Source organism: Thioclava sp. NS-SX20, from assembly GCF_057380695.1.
Map to the genome: position 1 here is coordinate 825,888 of NZ_CM170816.1, position 16,716 is coordinate 842,603.

General features: G+C 62.6%; 13 protein-coding genes. 1 reads left to right on the plus strand and 12 read right to left on the minus strand.

From position 1 onward, the window contains the following. Positions 1–2 precede the first annotated feature (2 nt). The 12 genes from AC2ISB_RS04200 to AC2ISB_RS04255 all read right to left on the minus strand — a co-directional run bounded on the left by AC2ISB_RS04200 (position 3) and on the right by AC2ISB_RS04255 (position 13,796). Positions 3–965: a sugar-binding transcriptional regulator gene (locus AC2ISB_RS04200; protein WP_339107051.1), complete on the minus strand. Its 963-nt coding sequence runs from the start codon at positions 963–965 to the stop codon at positions 3–5. Further along, entirely contained in the window at positions 962–1,693 is a 732-nt protein-coding gene (locus AC2ISB_RS04205) for an HAD family hydrolase (RefSeq protein WP_486576248.1), read from the minus strand. The genes AC2ISB_RS04200 and AC2ISB_RS04205 overlap by 4 nt, the downstream gene beginning before the upstream one ends. Before the next feature lie 82 nt (positions 1,694–1,775). Beyond that, entirely contained in the window at positions 1,776–4,826 is a 3,051-nt protein-coding gene (locus tag AC2ISB_RS04210; protein ID WP_486576250.1) for an efflux RND transporter permease subunit, read from the minus strand. Positions 4,827–4,837: 11 nt separating this feature from the next. Next, a complete protein-coding gene (locus AC2ISB_RS04215) occupies positions 4,838–5,962 on the minus strand; it encodes an efflux RND transporter periplasmic adaptor subunit (RefSeq protein ID WP_486576251.1) in 1,125 nt (374 codons plus the stop codon). Beyond that, positions 5,959–7,065, minus strand: coding sequence for an efflux RND transporter periplasmic adaptor subunit (locus tag AC2ISB_RS04220; RefSeq protein ID WP_406720600.1), 1,107 nt, complete (start codon positions 7,063–7,065; stop codon positions 5,959–5,961). The genes AC2ISB_RS04215 and AC2ISB_RS04220 overlap by 4 nt, the downstream gene beginning before the upstream one ends. A gap of 201 nt (positions 7,066–7,266) precedes the next feature. Further along, positions 7,267–8,535 (minus strand): LysR substrate-binding domain-containing protein, encoded by a 1,269-nt coding sequence (locus tag AC2ISB_RS04225; protein WP_486576253.1) that lies wholly within the window; start codon positions 8,533–8,535, stop codon positions 7,267–7,269. A 215-nt stretch (positions 8,536–8,750) separates the two neighbouring features. Continuing rightward, on the minus strand, positions 8,751–9,854 hold the full coding sequence (locus AC2ISB_RS04230; protein WP_339107057.1) for a TRAP transporter substrate-binding protein: 1,104 nt from the start codon (positions 9,852–9,854) through the stop codon (positions 8,751–8,753). 196 nt (positions 9,855–10,050) lie between these two features. Next, positions 10,051–11,145, minus strand: coding sequence for a TRAP transporter substrate-binding protein (locus AC2ISB_RS04235; protein WP_339107058.1), 1,095 nt, complete (start codon positions 11,143–11,145; stop codon positions 10,051–10,053). A gap of 165 nt (positions 11,146–11,310) precedes the next feature. Beyond that, positions 11,311–12,141, minus strand: coding sequence for an arginyltransferase (locus tag AC2ISB_RS04240; protein ID WP_486576256.1), 831 nt, complete (start codon positions 12,139–12,141; stop codon positions 11,311–11,313). Positions 12,142–12,303: 162 nt separating this feature from the next. Then, positions 12,304–12,798 carry a DUF2852 domain-containing protein gene (locus AC2ISB_RS04245; protein ID WP_406720603.1) on the minus strand — a complete coding sequence of 165 codons (495 nt, stop codon included), beginning with the start codon at positions 12,796–12,798 and terminating at the stop codon, positions 12,304–12,306. Between the two features lie 171 nt (positions 12,799–12,969). After that, positions 12,970–13,437 carry a YbaK/EbsC family protein gene (locus AC2ISB_RS04250; RefSeq protein WP_339107061.1) on the minus strand — a complete coding sequence of 156 codons (468 nt, stop codon included), beginning with the start codon at positions 13,435–13,437 and terminating at the stop codon, positions 12,970–12,972. Between the two features lie 56 nt (positions 13,438–13,493). Further along, on the minus strand, positions 13,494–13,796 hold the full coding sequence (locus AC2ISB_RS04255) for an HNH endonuclease (protein WP_486576258.1): 303 nt from the start codon (positions 13,794–13,796) through the stop codon (positions 13,494–13,496). A gap of 132 nt (positions 13,797–13,928) precedes the next feature. On the opposite strand from AC2ISB_RS04255, the gene glnE reads away from it, so the two are divergent. After that, the gene (gene glnE / locus AC2ISB_RS04260) at positions 13,929–16,706 is read left to right on the plus strand and encodes a bifunctional [glutamate--ammonia ligase]-adenylyl-L-tyrosine phosphorylase/[glutamate--ammonia-ligase] adenylyltransferase (RefSeq protein WP_486576260.1); all 2,778 of its coding nucleotides are present in this window, start codon (positions 13,929–13,931) and stop codon (positions 16,704–16,706) included. Positions 16,707–16,716: the final 10 nt, after the last annotated feature.

Genomic DNA, 16,716 nt, shown 5'->3' on the forward strand with positions numbered 1-16,716 from the left:
AATCAATCGTTAAGAAGTGCTTTCGCGGTGCGCTCATCTGTCACCAGATGGCTCAGCAGGCGGCCTTTGAGGGCCGCCGTCAGGGCCGGAAGCTTCTTCTGGCCTGCGGCAAAGCAATGGACCTGCATATCGCCATGAGGCACCCGTGCCCCCACGATGCGCCGCGACATCGGGTGGTCAAGAAACTGCCCTTCGGCGTTGAAAGCGTGGCCGCCGATCTCGCCGATGGCTCCGGCGCGAACCCAGTCCGCATGCTCTTCGGGGGTGATGAACCCGTCCATCAGAAGCGGCGCATCGGCCCCCATCTGCCCCATGCCGACAATCGCGAAATCGGCGCGCAGTGCCAGATCGATAGAGGCTTTGACATGCGGCAGCGAGCGGTAGAGATCGCGTTCCGCCTCGGAGGCGGCAACCACAGGGATCGACATCGGAAAATGCGGTGCCGAGACCTTTTCGGCCAGACGCACGATCACTTCGTAATGCGAGGCCGAGCCGTCGGGGGCGACGTTGCCGATCAGCGAGACCAGCTTGTGATGGCCGCCCGCAAGGCTTTGCATCTGCTCGACAATCATGCGCAGGGTCCGGCCCGTGCCAAGCGCGATCAGCTTGGGGGCGGGGTCGGTGAAAAACCGCTCGAGCAGAGGGGCGGCAAAAGGGGCCAGCGCGTCATTCGGGTCGCCGGTGGCCGAAAGCGAGGGCGCAACGCGGGCGGAGAGCAGCCCGTAGCGGTCGCGCAGCCTTTGTTCCAGTTCCAGACATTCGGCAATCGGGTGATCGATCCTGACGCGGATCAGCCCTTCGGCAGATGCCCGCGCCACCAGCCGCTGGACGCGCTGGCGCGAAATGCCCAGTTCAAGCGCGATCTGGTCCTGCGTCATGCCGCCCACAAAGGAAAGCCATGCCGCGCGGGCGGCAAGATCAAGAAGGTTGGCTTCGGCTTCATTGACGCGGTCGGACGGGATCATTTGGAGGCTCCGGAAAAGGGGCTGGACTGGATAAGCGGCCGCAGGGGCCATGCCGAGAGCAATGCGGTGAACTGCGCGAAACTGTCAAAGGCCAGATCGGCCCCGCCCAGCAGAGCGGGGTCCTGCGGTGTTTGGGGAAGGGCTGCGGCCAGAGGGGCAAGATGAGCCCCGCCCAGAAAGCGCCAGACCCGCATGCCCGCTGCACGGGCCCCCGCAATGCCCACCTCCGAGTCCTCGATTACCAGACAATCCTGCGGTGCGACATCGTAAAGGGCAGCCACATGCAGGAACAGATCGGGGGCGGGTTTGCCGCGTCTGACCTCGGAGGCCGTAGAGCAGCGGCCCTCGAAGAGCGTGTTCAGGCCGGTAATGGCCAGAGATTGCGCCAGCCGTGCCGGTGCCGAGGAGGTGGCCAGATGATAGGGCCTGTCCAGCCGACGGATGGCCTCGACAACTTCGGGCATGACCTTCAGATCGCGCGAGAAGCGGGTCATCAGCTTGGTGCGGTAATGTGCCTCGAACCCCTCGGGGAGGGCTTGTCCGAAATCGCGTTCCAGCCTTGCGCGGACGCTTGGAAAGGCGCGCCCCAGACAGTTGCGGGCGAAATAGTCGAGGTCGATCCCCATTCCCAGCAGGGCCAGCTCTTCCATGAAGACAGAGGCCGAAAGCGCCTCGGAATCGATCAGGACGCCATCGCAATCAAAGATCACCAGCGCGGGGCCAGCCATCGGGTTCCTCCTCTTTGGTCTTCCCGCTATAGCGCGGCAGGGCCGGTTTCGCCAAGCCCTGCCGTGATCGGCGGAGGCGGACCTAGCGCGTCCCTTGCTCGGGCGCAGGCGCCTTGACGCGGAAGATCGCGCAATAGAGGGCGGGCACGAACAGCAGCGTGATCAACGTACCGGCGATAATCCCGCCCATCATGGCAATCGCCATCGGCCCCCAGAAGATCTGCCGTGCAATCGGGATCAGTGCCAGCGAGGCCGCCGCCGCGGTCAGCAGGATCGGGCGGGCGCGCTGGTCGGAGGCATGCCAGATCGCGCTCCAGCGGTCATGGCCCTCGGCGCGCAGATCCTCGGTGGCCTGAATCAGGATGACCGAATTGCGGATCAGGATGCCGATCAGCGCCAGCACCCCCAGAAGCGCCACAAAGCCCATCGGCGCGCCAAGCGGCAGCATCGAGGCCACCACCCCGATCAGCCCCAGAGGTGCTGCCGCCAGCACGACCACCATCAGGCGGAAGCTGCGCAACTGGAACATGATCAGCGACAGCATGATCAGCACCATGAAGGGCACGATCGCGATGATCGGAGCTTGCGATTTGCCGCTTTCCTCGACCGAACCGCCCATTTCCAAGCTGTAGCCCAAGGGCAGAGCGGCGGTAAACCGCGCGATCTGCGGCGCGAGGTCATTGACGATTGTGGCGGGCTGGGCTGTGCCGTCAATCGCGCCGCGCACGGTGATTGTGGGCACACGGTCGTGCGAGTGGATCACCGGAGGTTCGGTGACATATTCGAAATGCGCGATCGAGGTCAGCGGGATGGGATTGCCGCTGGTATTGGCAAATTGCAGGCTTTTCAGCCCGTCCAGCGTGTCTCGGTCGGATTTGCGGCCCCGCAGTTCCACCTCGATCAGGTCGATCCCCTGCCGCAGATTGGTGATGGTGGTGCCGGAATAGAGCGTGGTCAGCACCTGCGCCACATCCGACTGGGTCAGGCCAAGCTGGCGCATCCGCGCCTGATCAAGGTCCAGCCGCACGACACGGGCAGGGGCCCCCCAATCCATGTCGATGGCGTAAAGGCGGTCATCCTTTGCCATCAGCGCGGCCAGTTTGCGGGCCTCGCCCAGCAGGGTGGTGTAATCGCTGCCCGAAATCCGGTATTGCACGGGCTTGCCCACGGGGGGGCCAAGTTCGATCGGTTTGGGGTAGAACTCCACCCCCGCGCGGCTGTCCGAATAGCTGCGGATTTTGGCCCGCAGGCTATCGCGGTCGGTCAGGCTTTTGGTCTCGATCACCACCTGCCCCTCATTGGGAACGGCGGGCTTCACATCCAGTGTCAGCACGAAGCGCGGAGCGGGGGTGCCGACATAGGCGGTCCAGAATGCCACCTCCGGCTGGGCTTTCAGCCATGTCTCGAAGCGGGAGATCTCGGCATCGGTTGCCTCGAAGCCCGCATCATCGCGCAGCGTCACATCGGTTATCAGCTCGGTGCGTTCGGAAGAGGGGAAGAACTGCTGTTCGACATGGCCAAGCCCCAGCACCGAAAGGGCAAACAGCCCCACGGTGGCGAGAATGGTGATCCAGCGATGGACCATCGCCTTTTCCAGAACGCGGTGGAAGCTGCGGCGCAGGCGGCCCGCCTCATGGGTCTGGTGCTTCCATTTGGCGGGCAGGAATGTCTTGCCCAGAACCGGCGCGAAAAGCACGGCCACGATCCAGCTGATCAGCAGGGATATGGCGATCACATAGAAGAGCGAGCGGGTGTATTCGCCCGCCTGCGAGGCATTGAGGCCAATCGGAATGAAGCCCGCAACCGTGACAAGCGTGCCCGTCAGCATGGGCCATGCAATGGCGGTCCACGCGTAAGAGGCGGCCTTGGTGCGGCTTTCGCCCCGCTCAAGCCGCGAGATCATGGTTTCGATCGCGATCATCGCATCATCGACCAGAAGCCCCAGCGCGATGATCAGCGCCCCGAGCGAGATCCGCTGCAGGGTGATCCCCATCAGATCGAGGATCAGGAAGGTCACGGCCAGCACCAGCGGAATGGTCAGCGACACCACAAATCCCGCCCGCACGCCCAGCGAGACGAAGCTGACGGCCAGCACGATCACCAGCGCCTCGGCCAGTGCCCGCACGAAATGGCCCACCGAATCCTGCACCACCGTCGGCTGGTCGGCGATCTTGTGCAGGGTGATCCCCATCGGCAGCTTGGCGACTTCCTGCGCCATCAGCGCATCGAGGCTCTTGCCGAAATTCAGGATATTGCCGCCCTCGCGCATGCCGATGATCAGGCCCACCGCAGGCTGCCCCTCGTAGCGGATCAGCGAGGCGGGCGGGTCGTCATAGCCGTCCTTTACCTCGGCCACATCGGAGAGGGTGAAGAAGGTGTCATCCACCCGCAGCGGCGCATGGGCCAGCGCCGTGGCATCGGGGAATGCGCCGGTAAGCCGCAATCCGATCTGCTCTTGCGGGGTCTGGATCGTGCCGGTGGGGGTGATCTGGTTCTGGGTGGAAAGCGTGTTGAGCACGGTCTGCGCATCCAGCCCCAGTGCCGCCAGACGGCGGGTCGAGAATTCGACGGTCACCACACGGTCGCGGGTGCCGATCAGGTCGACCTTACCGGCCTGATCCAGCCGCTCGACATCGTCGCGGATCTTGCGCACCCATGACTTCAGCTCGTCTGGGCTGTAATCGGGGGCGGTAAAGGCATAGACATTGCCATAGACATCCCCGAAATCGTCATTGAAAGAAAACCCCTGGAACGCGCTGGGGAAATCGCCGCGGATATCCGACATCAGCTCGCGCACGCGGGTCCAGGTCGGCTGGATCTGGTCATCGGGAATACTGTCGCGCAGATCGACATAGATCACCGCCTGACCGGGATAGGTGATCGAGCGGGTGACATCGAGCGCGTCGATCTCGGCCAGCTTGCGTTCGATCCGGTCGGTGACCTGTTCCATCGTCTCTTCGGCGGTGGCACCGGGCATGCTGCCCGACACGACCATCGTGCGGATGGTGAAGCTGGGGTCTTCCTCGCGCCCCATCGAGTTGAAGGCCAAGATGCCTGCCACCAGCGACATGACCATCAGGAACCAGATGACAGAGCGGTTGCGCAGCGCCCAGTCCGAAAGATTGAACTTCATATCTGCGGACCTCATTTTGTCGTGCTTTCCTGTGCCGTTGGCGTGGTGGTGCGCGGCGCGCCCGCAAGGGTCAGGCCCTGACCGGCCCGCGCGCCTTCCTGCAAGGCGTCAAGCCCGCGCAGCACGACCTCGTCGCCGCTTTTCAGGCCTTGGGTCACCACGATGCGGCTGCCGTAATCGGTGCCGGTGGTGATGGTGGTGCGGTGCAGCACGCGGGGGGTGCCGCTCACCACCCAGACGCTGGGCGGGGTGCCCGCGACAAGAGCCGCCTTGGGGATGCTCAGCATTTCGCCATTGCCGGTATCCAGCCGTGCCGATACCAGCGAGCCGATACGGTAATCCTCGCTGGGCGCGATCAGGGTCAGATGGGCGCGCATCGTATCAAGGCTGGAATTGGTGACCGGCTCGACCAGTCGCAGCTTGGCCTTGATCTGGGGCACATCGGTGGAATGATGGCTGACGGTAAAGCTCTGGTCGCGCTCCAGCGTGCTGGCCAGAACCTGCGGCATGTCGATCACCGCCTCACGGTCATCGCCGCGCGCAAAAGTCACCACCTCGGTGCCTGCCGAAACCAATGTCCCCGGCTCGATCGCGCGCGAGAGTACGATGCCATCGGCAGGGGCCGTCAGCTTGCCATAGCCTGCGGCCTGCGTGCTCTGGCGTTCCTGCGCCTGGGCGCTGTCAAACTGGGCCTTGGCTGCGGCAAGGCTTGCCTCGGCGGTTTCGAAATCCGATTGCGCCAGCACGCCGCGTTTGCGCAAGGTGGCGGCGCGATCATAGCTTGCCTGCGCATAATCAAGCGCGGCCTGCGCTTGCCCGACCGCGGCCCTGGCCTCGCGCAGGTCCTGTTCTAGCGTGATCTGGTCCAGTTCGGCAATGACATCGCCCTGTTTGACACGGTCGCCCGCCTCGACATGGATGCGCGACACCCGCCCGCCCGTGCGAAAGGCCAGCGAGGTCTCGTAGCGCGCGTCGACCATGCCCGAAAAGACACGCTGGCCGGTGGGCACCTCGCCCAGAATTTCGGTGATGACAGGGCGTGGTGTGGCCGTGTCCGGCCCGCTCTGTGTTGAGGCGTCCTGTGCGAAGGCGGGCAGGGCAAGGCAGCAGCCCAGAAGGATAGCGGCATATCTCATTGGCTGTCTCCGCGGGTCTCTGTCACGGTCTGGCCGTCGAACAGGCCATCGGCTCCGGTTGCGACGATCTTCATATCGGCGGTGATCGCGGAAGACGGCACCAGTTCGATCTGAGTCGTGCTATAGGCGGCGATCTCGACGGGGGTCAGGCGGATCTGCATGCTCTGCGGGTCCACCACCCAGACGGCATCGCCTTCGGGGCCGCTCACCAGCGCATCCCACGGCAGGGCAAGGCGCTGCGGTTGCGGCAGCGAGATCTGGCCGGTGATCAGCGTGCCGATCCGTGGCGGCTGGGCGCTGGCATCATCGATGCGGGCCTTGATGGTCACGGTGCCGGTATCGCTGAGTTGTGGCGAGACTTCGGTGATCTTGGCATTCAGCGGAGTGGTCTGGGCGGGGCTTTCAACGGTGATGCTGCGGCCTGCCAAACCGGCCAGTCCGGCGATGTCGGGGGCCTGAAATACCGCCTCGCGGGCCGTTTCATTGGCCAGCATCACCACCTCCTGACCGGCGCTGACGACCTCGTCGATTTCGGCGGCGCGCTCGGTGATCACGGCATTGTCGATGGCGCGTAAAACGGTATCGTCCATGCCCTGCTGGGCGGTTTCAAGCTGGGCCTGGGCCTGATCGAAACCGGCTTTCGCCTGCAGGAAATTCTGCGTGGCCTCGTCCAGCGCGTCCTGTGTGCCGGTGCCACGGGCAAGCAGGCCTTGTGCACGGTCGCGGGCCTGTCGCGTCTGGTCCAGCTGGGCCTGCGCCGAGGTCAGGCTGGCCTTGGCCGCATCCAGAGAGGCCTGCGCCGCTGTCTGGTCAAGCGTGGCGATGATATCGCCTTTTGCGACATGGTCGCCGGTATCCACCGCCATCTGGGTGATCCGCCCGCCCGAGCGGAAGCTGGCGGGATAGGTTTCGGGGGCCTCGATCGTGCCGATAAAACGCACATCATGCTGGGCTGGCACGGTCTGGGGCTGGGTGATTTCAACGGCGACGGGCGGCTGCGCCTGAAGCGGCCGCGCCGGTAGGGTGGTCAGGCATAGCAGTCCTGCGAGCCACAGATATGTTGTTTTGCGCCCTTGCGCGGCCCCGAAACGAGGACGGATCATCGCCGATCCTTTCCAATAGATGGTCCAGCGTCATGATGATGCTGTCTGGTAATGGCTGGCCCTCAATGTGCTGGCCCTAATGTGCAGGCCTGTCAATGGCTTGCCCGATGGTCTTTCGATGCTGTGGCAAGTCTGCGCAAATGATGCGCGGACATTAGCCTCTTTCGGAGAAAAGGCAATCTCGGGGGAAAGATTAGATTTTTATCGCGCTTCGGCCAGAGCTTTTGCGCGCTGGATGAAATGTTCGGCCGCAACGGAATGTCCGCTGGCCAACGGATAGACCAGTATCGCCTGATCGACCGCCCCCGCGCGCAATTCCAGCCGCCGTGCGACGATCTTGTGACCGGCGAGATCGGGCGGGTTGAGCGGGCTTGCGGCGCGCAGCGAAAACCCCTTTTCCTGCGCCACAGCGGTCAGGATCTGGATGTCGTCGGGATATTCTTCCACCAGCCGCGGCTCGACACCTTCGGCCCGCAGGATATTGGGGAACAGGTCGCGTGCAGGGGGCAGCGACAGGCCGATCATTGCCTCGCCCTCCAGATCCTGCGGTTTGAGACTGTCCTGCGTGGCAAGCGGGTGGGTTTGCGGCAGCAGAACCCAAGGCTGGAAAGGGACCAGCGGGATCTGTGCCAGCGTGTCGGGCAGATTGGCCTCATGGACCAGCGCCACCTCTATGCGCCCTTCGTCCAGCGCGTGCAGGAGGCGCCCCTGATCACCGCGCAGCAATCGGGGCGAGACCTCATGCAACCCGCGCAGAAGTTCGGGCAGAAGCCAGCCCGCGAAAGACGGGATCGCCCCGATCCAGAGCGGCAGTTTGGGCTGCGCCTCCGGCTCGTCAAAAAGCGGATCGCCGGTCAGGGGGCGGATGAATTCGCTATCGCGGCCATAGACCTGCTTGACCGTGTTCAAAGGCAGCCCGAGTTCGCCCAGAAAGGGGCGTTCCTGCGAGACATAGCCAAGTTGCGAGGAAAGCGGCAGGCGGTCCTGTGCCCGTCGCTCTGCCGCGCTGGTTGTGGCATTGCGCGTGGCCAGTAGGGCGGCCTGTATCAGCGCCGGTTGCAGGCTGTCTGTCATCATCCGCGCGGGCAATGCGGCGGCGTTCTGGCTGGCGGCCTGCGCGGTGCTTGTCTGGGCGGCGGTCTGCGCATTCGGCAAAGCCTGCGAGGGCATTTGCGGCGTCACAGGGGGCGGTGCTGGCTGGGCCGCCGTCTGCGAGGTGGCGCTATTGCTGCCACTTGTCACAGCTGCGGCGCTTCCGGCAAGTTTTGCTGCGGTTGCGGTGGCGGGGTCGGTGGAGGGCTGCGACGGAGACTGTGTGCCGGAGCCCGTCTGCGCGGCCGCCGTGCTTTTGCCGAGTTCCTGCAAAAGGGTGCCGAATTGCGCGCTTTGCTTGCCCGCCTGCACACCGGCCTGTGCCGCCAGCCGCAGCAGTCCGGCCAGCCCGTCCGCCGTGAGGCGCGGGGGGATCATGCAAGCCCCCGTAATGAGCCGCGCCTATGCTGCATTGCACCTTCTCCCGATGGCAGTTCCTTTCACGATAGAAGCGGAGTGGTTTAGATTTTATTGAGGCCCTTTGCCCTCTCCCGTTTTGCCCTGTCCTGTGCGGTCAGGCCGTCTGCGCGCTGATCCCAATGCAAAAGGCCCCGCAGATTTGCGGGGCCTTCCGGTGTATCTGTGCGGCTGGATTACAGCGCGCCTTCACGTTGTTTGATCATCATGAAGGTGTCGTAGTTATATTCGGCCAGCTGCGCCCAGAGATAGGCGTCTTTCTTGAAGGCCGCCTGGCTTTCATAGACTTTCTTGAAGTTCTCGTTCGAGCCGTTCAGCTCGGTATAGACCTCTTTGGCCGCGTTGAAGCAGGCATTGAGAACCTCTGCCGAGAAGGGACGCAGTTGCGCACCCTGACCGATCAGAGATTTCAGCGCCGTCGGGTTTTTCTGGTCGTAGGAGGCCAGAACATCGGCATTCGCTGCCTGACAGGCCACCTTGATCGCGTCTTTGTAGGCCTCGGGCAGGGCGTCATATTTCTCTTTGTTAAAGAAGGAGTGCAGCACGGCGCCACCTTCCCACCAGCCCGGATAGTAGTAATAGGGGGCCACTTTCACGAAGCCGAGCTTCTCGTCATCATAGGGGCCGACCCATTCGGTCGCGTCGATGGTGCCTTTTTCAAGCGCGGCATAGATATCGCCACCCGCGATCTGCTGCGGCACGACGCCGAGCTTTTCCATGACCTTACCCGCAAAGCCACCCAGACGCATCTTCAGACCATTCAGATCCGCAACCGTCTTGATTTCCTTGCGGAACCAGCCGCCCATCTGGGCACCGGTATTGCCGGTCGGCAGGCCCACGACATTGTAGTTCGCGTAGAACTCGTTCATCAGGTCGATGCCGCCGCCGTAATACATCCACGCGTTCTGCTGGCGCGAGTTGAGGTTGAACGGCACAGCCGTCCCCAGCGCAAAGGTCGGGTCCTTGCCCCAGAAATAGTACGAGCAGGTGTGGCAGGCTTCGACCGTGCCATTGGACACCGCATCAAGCGCCTGCAGACCACCGACGATTTCACCTGCGGCAAAAACCTGAATCTTGAATTTGCCATCCGTGATCTCTTCGACGTATTTTGCCATCGTGGCACCGCCACCATAGATCGTGTCAAGCGATTTCGGGAAAGACGAGGTGAGGCGCCAGTTCAGAGTGGGCGCTTCCTGTGCGATCGCGGGGGCTGCAAGTGAGGCACCTGCTGCCGCAACACCACCCAGCGCACCTTTGCGAATAAACGAACGACGATCCATATTACCTCCCAACCGTCAGAAAATCTCTGGGCGACGCTCCTCTTGTCACCCTGTTTGGCTATATTGCCTTACCAATTCCGCTTGTCCAGCATTTCCTTGGCCCGAGCTTGCGCTTTTGATCTCTCTCGCGCAAGAAAAAACCCGAGCCGGTGGCTCGGGTTCGGAACTGCGGTATTTTCGGGCCTGCGTCGCGCGCTTAGAGCGTGCCCTGACGCTGCTGCACCATCATGAAGGTGTCGTAATTATACTCGGCCACCTGCGTCCAGAGATAATATTCGTTCTCGAAGGCGCGCAGCGAGTCATACATCTTCTTGAAGGTCTCGTTTTCTGCCGAGATTTCGGCATAGACTTCTTTGGAGGTCTCGAAACAGGCCTGCATGATTTCTTGGCTGAACGGACGCAGCTGGGCACCTTCGGCCAGAAGCGTGCGCAGGGCCTTGGAATTCTCGTAATCATAGGTTTCGAGCATATTGGCATTCACGCTCTGGCAAACGGTTTGCAGAAGCGATTTATACTGATCGGGCAGACCCTCATAGGCGGCTTTGTTGAACAGGAAGTGGACCATCGCCCCACCTTCCCACCAGCCGGGATAGTAGTAATAGGGCGCAACTTTCACAAAGCCGAGCTTCTGGTCGTCATAGGGGCCGACAAACTCGGTTGCATCGATGGTGCCTTTTTCCAGCGCCGCATAGATATCGCCGCCCGAGATCTGCTGCGGCACAACGCCAAGACGCTTGAGAATGGCCCCCGCAAAACCGCCCACGCGGAATTTCAGACCTTTGAGATCCTCGACAGTGTTGATTTCCTTACGGAACCAGCCGCCCATCTGGGCACCGGTATTGCCGCCCGGAAAGCCGATAAGCCCCTTATCCGAAAGGAACGCATTGAACATGTCATTGCCGCCGCCATTGCGCATCCAGGCATTCATGCCACGTGCGGACAGGCCGAAGGGCAGGGCCGTGGGGATCGCCCAGACCGGATCCTTGCCCCAGTTATAATAGGTCGGAAAATGCGCGACCTCGACAGTGCCCGCTGCTGCCGCATCGGCCCCTTGCAGGCCGCCTACGATTTCCCCTGCCGAGAAGGACTGGATCTGGAACGCCCCGTCGGTGGCTTCGGCCACACGTTTGCCCAGCTCTTGGCTGTTGCCGTAAAGGGCGGGCAGCGAGTTCGGGAAGGAAGAGGAAAGACGCCACGTGATTTGCGGCTTTTCCTGCGCGATGGCAGGGGCAGCAAGGGCGGAGGCGGTCGCGCCAATGGCGGCCGAAGAGAGGAAGGAGCGGCGGTCCATGATGATCGTTCCTGAAGGTTTTATCGGGTCATGCGAATGGCGGCATACCTGTCAGGACAATCGACCCCTGTAAAGGCTTTATGTAAGGGCTCTGGCCGCAATCGACATGTTTTGGCCGCCGCTTGCGGGAAATGGCGCATTTCCTCCGGAGAACCCTGTGCAGGCTTATTTTTTCGAGGCATCCGGAAGGTTGATCTGGGCAACCTGTTCGGCAATCGGATCGACCGAAAGTGGGTGGGTCTCGCTCTCATGTTCCTGCGGATCGCCAATATCCATCCACTGCCCGCCCTTGAAGATCTCGAGCGCCCCGAAATTCGCTTTATAGCCCATCTTGCGCGAACCGGGCACCCAATAGCCAAGATAGACATAGGGAAGGCCTGCCTTGAGCGCGATATCCACATGATCGAGGATCAGATAGGTCCCGAGGCTGTTTTTCTGCAGGCTGGGATCGTAGAAGGAATAGACCATCGACAGCCCGTCATCGAGCACGTCGGTCAGGCAGACGGCCATCAGGTCGCGGGTCGAGCCCGGACGGTCGGCGGATTCCCGGTATTCGATCACACGCGACTTGATCGGCGTTTCCTCGATCATGGCGGCAAATTCGAAGATATCCATATCCGCCATGCCGCCATCGGCGTGACGGCTATCGAGATAACGGCGGAACAGGGCGAATTGCTCTTCGGTGGCCCAAGGGCTGGTCGCTGTCCGCTTGAGCCAGTTATTGCGTTTGAGAATACGCTTTTGCGTGCGGGTCGGGGCGAAATCCGCCACGCGGATACGTGCCGACAGACAGGCGGTGCAATCGGCACAGGATGGCCGGTACAGCACGTTTTGCGACCGCCGGAAGCCTTGCCGTGACAGCGCATTATTCAGCTTTTCCGCCCCCTCACCTTGCAGGGCAGTGAACAGCTTACGTTCCGCGCGCCCGTCCAGATAGGGACAGGGCTGCGGGGCGGTCACGTAAAACTGCGGAGCAAGCGGGAGAGAATGTCGCATGAAACTCGCGGCGATTTAGGTTTATGGCGATAAGGTAGCAAGTTCACGCCCATGCGCCAAGTCCTCACGAAAGAGTTGTTCTGGCAAAACGGTAAACTCCCGGCCTTTTGAAGCCGGGAGCGGTTAAAACTGCCTTAATGCTGGGCGGGATGAGGCGCGATTTTACTTCGCATCGCCTTTATGGTCGAGGGTGGTGCCGGTCGAGGCCGCCTCGGGTTCGGCCTCGGGTTCGGGGCTTTCTTCGGCGGCGGTGCGGGCGCGCTCGTCCATATACTGGTCGAACTCGGCTTTGTCGCGGGCGTCGCGAAGACGCTTCAGGAAGGCTTCGAAGTCATTTTGTTCCCGTTCGAGGCGGGCGATGGTTTCGGCTTTGTAATTGTCGAAGGCGGCATTTCCCGATGGGCGGGACATATGCATGCCGTAACCGCCAAAGCGCTGGGCGCAGAATTGGCGGGCTTCGGCCCGGCGCCGACGGCCTTTGCCGAAACGACCGGTGAACAGGATGAACCCCAGCACCAGAAGGCCCAGCGGGCCGGCAAAGATGAAGGACGCCACCATCAGCGCGATCCAGGAGAGCGGCCCGTTCTCATCCATCCACGCGATAGCGCGGCGGATCGGTCCGGTGCGAGGGGCGGCAGAGGCATCAAGATAGGACATGGGTCATTGGCTCCTGAAAGCGGTTTTGAGGATGTGAATGCTTTTCACATAACCGGAGATAAGGACTCTGCGGGGCGGTTCAAGAGTGTATGTAAATATTTTTTACATAGGGCCGTCTCGCCTATGCCGCTGTCATTATACGCCGCTGTCATAGGGGTGCGGGCGGCTGACCTATTCGGTGAAGCTGCCGGTTCTGGCCCGTGTAGCATGGGCCAGTTGCGCCGGTGTGATGCGGAACAGGTGGCGAGGGGTGCCTGCCGCCGCCCAGACTGTGTCGAACGTCGTCAGGCGCAGGTCCAGAAACGCCTGCACGGGGGTCAGATGGCCGACCGGAGAAACGCCGCCGATGGCAAAGCCCGTGACCTCGCGCACCTTGCTGGCATCGGCGCGGGTCAATGGCTGCCCTGCCAGACCTGCGGCGCGCTGCTGGTCGACCCGATGTCCGCCTGCCGTCAGGAACAACAGGATCTCGCCGGTATCGGCCCCTTCGAAGAGGATGGATTTGGCGATCTGGTCGATCTCGCACCCCACCGCATCGGCGGCGTCCTGTGCGGTGCGCGCATTTTCGGTTTCGATAATCTCGATTTCCAGCCCTGCGGTTTCAAGGGCCGCTTTGACGCGCTTGAGGGATTTGCTCATGGGATCTCCTTTCCGTCGTCCCTGTCGTGGCATCACGGCGGCCGGAAGAAAAGGCCCTAGCGCCGTTTGCGTCGTCCGCCGCTGGATCTTGCGTGAAATGTGGGCGGGCGGCTGGCGATCCATGTCAGGAAGGGCTGCATCGCGGGATGGGTGCGCAGGGCGTCGGCTGTGTTCAGGTTGCGGGCCAGTTCGGTCTCGCGGAAGGTCTTGTGGATCTCGTTATGGCAGATCTGGTGCAAAAGGACGGTCGGGCCGTTCTTGCCGCCGCGCAGCTTGGGCACAAGATGGTGCAGGCTCTGGCGCGCCTCGCGGGGGATCGGGCGCAGACAAAGCGGGCAGATCGGGTCGGTTTCGGTCATCGGAGGCGGTTTCGGTTGGATCGGGACATCACGCAAACATTGTTAACCCAGACCATAATCGGCATTCTTGCGAGGTCAAATTTCGGCTAAGCTGTGATTGACGCCTTGTTCTTGCCAAGCCACTGTTGAGCCATGAGTTTTGCATCCAGATTATCCCGCCTGCCCATTGTCGTAGATCAGGAGCGCGCCGATACGGTCGTTGCGCTCTATTCCGGCCAGCCGCCGGAGGTTCTGGCCCTGATCGAGGGGGTGGCAGGCACGAGCCCCTTCCTTGCCACGCTTCTTGAACGCGAGAAGAGCTGGATCGCCCCGTATCTGTGCGATAATCCCGAAGAGGCGATCACGGCAGAGTTCGCCCGCCTGCCAGAGGTCGCGCCGCCGGATATGGCGGTCGAGTTGCGGCGTGCCAAGCGCCGCGTCGCGCTGGTGATCGCTCTGGCCGATCTGGGGGGCATATGGGGGCTGGAAGAGGTCACGCGGACGCTGTCGGCCTTTGCCGATCTGGCGGTCGATCTGGCGTTGAAATCCTTGCTGAGCGAAGAGATCCGGCGCGGCAAGATCCCCGGGATCGGGGCGGAAACGCTGGCACGGGCCTGCGGCATCGTGGCGCTGGCGATGGGCAAGATGGGGGCGGGGGAGCTGAATTATTCTTCCGATATCGACCTGATCTGCCTCTTCGACCAGACGCAGTTCGATCCCGATGATCTGTTGGAAATCCGTGCGGGGTTTGTGCGGGTGACGCGCAAAATGGCGCAGATGCTGTCGGATATCACCTCGGAAGGCTATGTCTTCCGCACCGACCTGCGGTTGCGCCCGGATGCGGGTGCGACGCCGGTCTGCCTTTCTATGGCGTCGGCAGAGCTGTATTATGCGGCGGAAGGCCGCACATGGGAACGGGCCGCGCATATCAAGGCCCGTCCTTCGGCGGGGGATCTGGAGGCCGGAGCCGCCTATCTGGACCGCCTGAGCCCCTTTGTCTGGCGCAGGCATCTGGACTTCGCGACCATTCAGGACACCCATGACATGCGCACCAAGATCCGCGATCACAAAGGGCTGAACGGGCCCTTGAAGATCGAGGGGCATAATCTCAAGCTGGGGGCGGGCGGTATTCGCGAGATCGAGTTTTTCACCCAGACGCGCCAGTTGATTGCGGGCGGTCGGGACCCCGATCTGCGCGATCCGACCACAGTGGGCGGGCTGGCTGCGCTGGCGCAAAAGGGCTGGATCCCGCGCGAGGTCGCGGCCAAGCTGACCGCGCATTACCGCGCCCATCGCGAGATCGAACACCGGTTGCAGATGGTCAATGACAGCCAGACCCAGACGCTGCCGAACGCGCCCGAGGGGATCGCACGGATTGCCGCGATGATGGGCGAGAGTGACCCTGATCGCTGGATGGCAGAGTTGAAAGACCGGCTGGAAGAGGTCGAGGCCCTGACCAGTGATTTCTTCGCTCCGACGCAGGATGCGGCCCCCCGTCCGGCGTTGTCGGAGCGGGCGGCTGCACTTGTGGCGCGCTGGACGTCCTATCCTTGCCTGCGATCTTCGCGCGCCCGTCTGATTTTTGCGCGGCTGGAGCCGGATATCCTGCGCAAATTGCAAAGGGCCGCCGATTTCGAGGAGGCTCTGCAACAGTTTGACAGGTTCCTGCACGGGCTTCCGGCGGGGGTGCAGCTATTTTCGCTCTTCGAGGCCAACCCGCAGCTTGTCGATCTTTTGGTGGATATCTGCGGCACCTCGCCGATGCTGGCCAATTATCTCTCGCAAAATCCCGGCGTGCTGGATGCCGTGATCGGCGGCAGTTTCTTCGAATCCTGGCCGGGGATCGCGACGCTGGAAACCGAGCTGGACCAGATCCTTGCCCAAGCCAGCGATTACGAGAACGCTCTGGACCAGACGCGCCGTTGGGCGAAGGAATGGCGCTTCCATGTCGGGGTGCATCACCTGCGCGGGCTGATCGATGCCACCGAGGCCGCGAAATATTTCGCGGATATCGCGGGGGTGGCGCTGGAGCGGCTCTGGCCGGTGGTCTGCACGGAATTCGCCGGTAAATACGGGCCGCAACCGGGGCGGGGAGCCTGCGTGATGGCGATGGGGTCCTTTGGCTCCGAGCGGCTGACAGCAGCCTCCGATCTCGATCTCATCGTGATTTACGATGCGCAGGGTGTGGAGATGTCGGACGGGCCGAAGCCCTTGGCATCGCGCCAGTATTTTGCCCGTCTGACGCAGGCGCTGATTACGGCGGTGTCCGCGCAGATGCCGCAAGGCCGCCTCTACGAGGTGGATATGCGCCTGCGCCCGTCGGGGCGCTCGGGGCCTGTGGCGACCTCTCTGGATGCGTTCCGCTCCTATCAGATGACCGAAGCATGGGTCTGGGAGCATCTGGCCCTGACGCGTGCACGCCCGATTGCCGGTGACCCGTCGCTGGCGGCAGATCTGGAATACCAGCGCCGCGAGATCCTGCGGGCGCGGGGCGGGGATGCGCGGGTGCTGCCGGATCTGGCCGAGATGCGCGCGCGGATCTTTGCGACGAAACCTGTCGAGACGCCTTGGGAGGCCAAGGTCGGGCCGGGGCGGTTGCAGGATATCGAACTGTTGGCCCAGAGCCTTGCCTTGCGGGCAGGCTCGGCGGCGCGCAGGGTCGAGCAGCAGTTGCGCGCGGGCGGACGGGCGGGGCTGATCCCCCATGCGCAGGAAGAGCGACTGGCCTCGATTTACCGCTTCCTGTGGCGGTTGCAATCGGTCAATCGTCTGCTGAGCGAGAACGGTATGGACATCGCCACCCTCGGCGAGGGCGGGCGCAGTTTCCTTTTGCGCGAAACAGACCAACCGGATGTTAAGACTTTGCAGGCTAGGATTGCGCAGCTAACGGAAGAGGCTGCCGCGATGATCAATCAGATAGTGGATTCCTGATGGGGCGCGC

What these genes read in the sequence shown, in the direction of transcription:
- AC2ISB_RS04200 (WP_339107051.1), bottom strand. Translation starts at nt 965, where the DNA reads ATGATCCCGTCCGACCGCGTCAATGAAGCCGAAGCCAACCTTCTTGAT.
- AC2ISB_RS04205 (WP_486576248.1), bottom strand. Translation starts at nt 1,693, where the DNA reads ATGGCTGGCCCCGCGCTGGTGATCTTTGATTGCGATGGCGTCCTGATC.
- AC2ISB_RS04210 (WP_486576250.1), bottom strand. Translation starts at nt 4,826, where the DNA reads ATGAAGTTCAATCTTTCGGACTGGGCGCTGCGCAACCGCTCTGTCATC.
- AC2ISB_RS04215 (WP_486576251.1), bottom strand. Translation starts at nt 5,962, where the DNA reads ATGAGATATGCCGCTATCCTTCTGGGCTGCTGCCTTGCCCTGCCCGCC.
- AC2ISB_RS04220 (WP_406720600.1), bottom strand. Translation starts at nt 7,065, where the DNA reads ATGATCCGTCCTCGTTTCGGGGCCGCGCAAGGGCGCAAAACAACATAT.
- AC2ISB_RS04225 (WP_486576253.1), bottom strand. Translation starts at nt 8,535, where the DNA reads ATGATCCCCCCGCGCCTCACGGCGGACGGGCTGGCCGGACTGCTGCGG.
- AC2ISB_RS04230 (WP_339107057.1), bottom strand. Translation starts at nt 9,854, where the DNA reads ATGGATCGTCGTTCGTTTATTCGCAAAGGTGCGCTGGGTGGTGTTGCG.
- AC2ISB_RS04235 (WP_339107058.1), bottom strand. Translation starts at nt 11,145, where the DNA reads ATGGACCGCCGCTCCTTCCTCTCTTCGGCCGCCATTGGCGCGACCGCC.
- AC2ISB_RS04240 (WP_486576256.1), bottom strand. Translation starts at nt 12,141, where the DNA reads ATGCGACATTCTCTCCCGCTTGCTCCGCAGTTTTACGTGACCGCCCCG.
- AC2ISB_RS04245 (WP_406720603.1), bottom strand. Translation starts at nt 12,798, where the DNA reads ATGTCCTATCTTGATGCCTCTGCCGCCCCTCGCACCGGACCGATCCGC.
- AC2ISB_RS04250 (WP_339107061.1), bottom strand. Translation starts at nt 13,437, where the DNA reads ATGAGCAAATCCCTCAAGCGCGTCAAAGCGGCCCTTGAAACCGCAGGG.
- AC2ISB_RS04255 (WP_486576258.1), bottom strand. Translation starts at nt 13,796, where the DNA reads ATGACCGAAACCGACCCGATCTGCCCGCTTTGTCTGCGCCCGATCCCC.
- glnE (WP_486576260.1), top strand. Translation starts at nt 13,929, where the DNA reads ATGAGTTTTGCATCCAGATTATCCCGCCTGCCCATTGTCGTAGATCAG.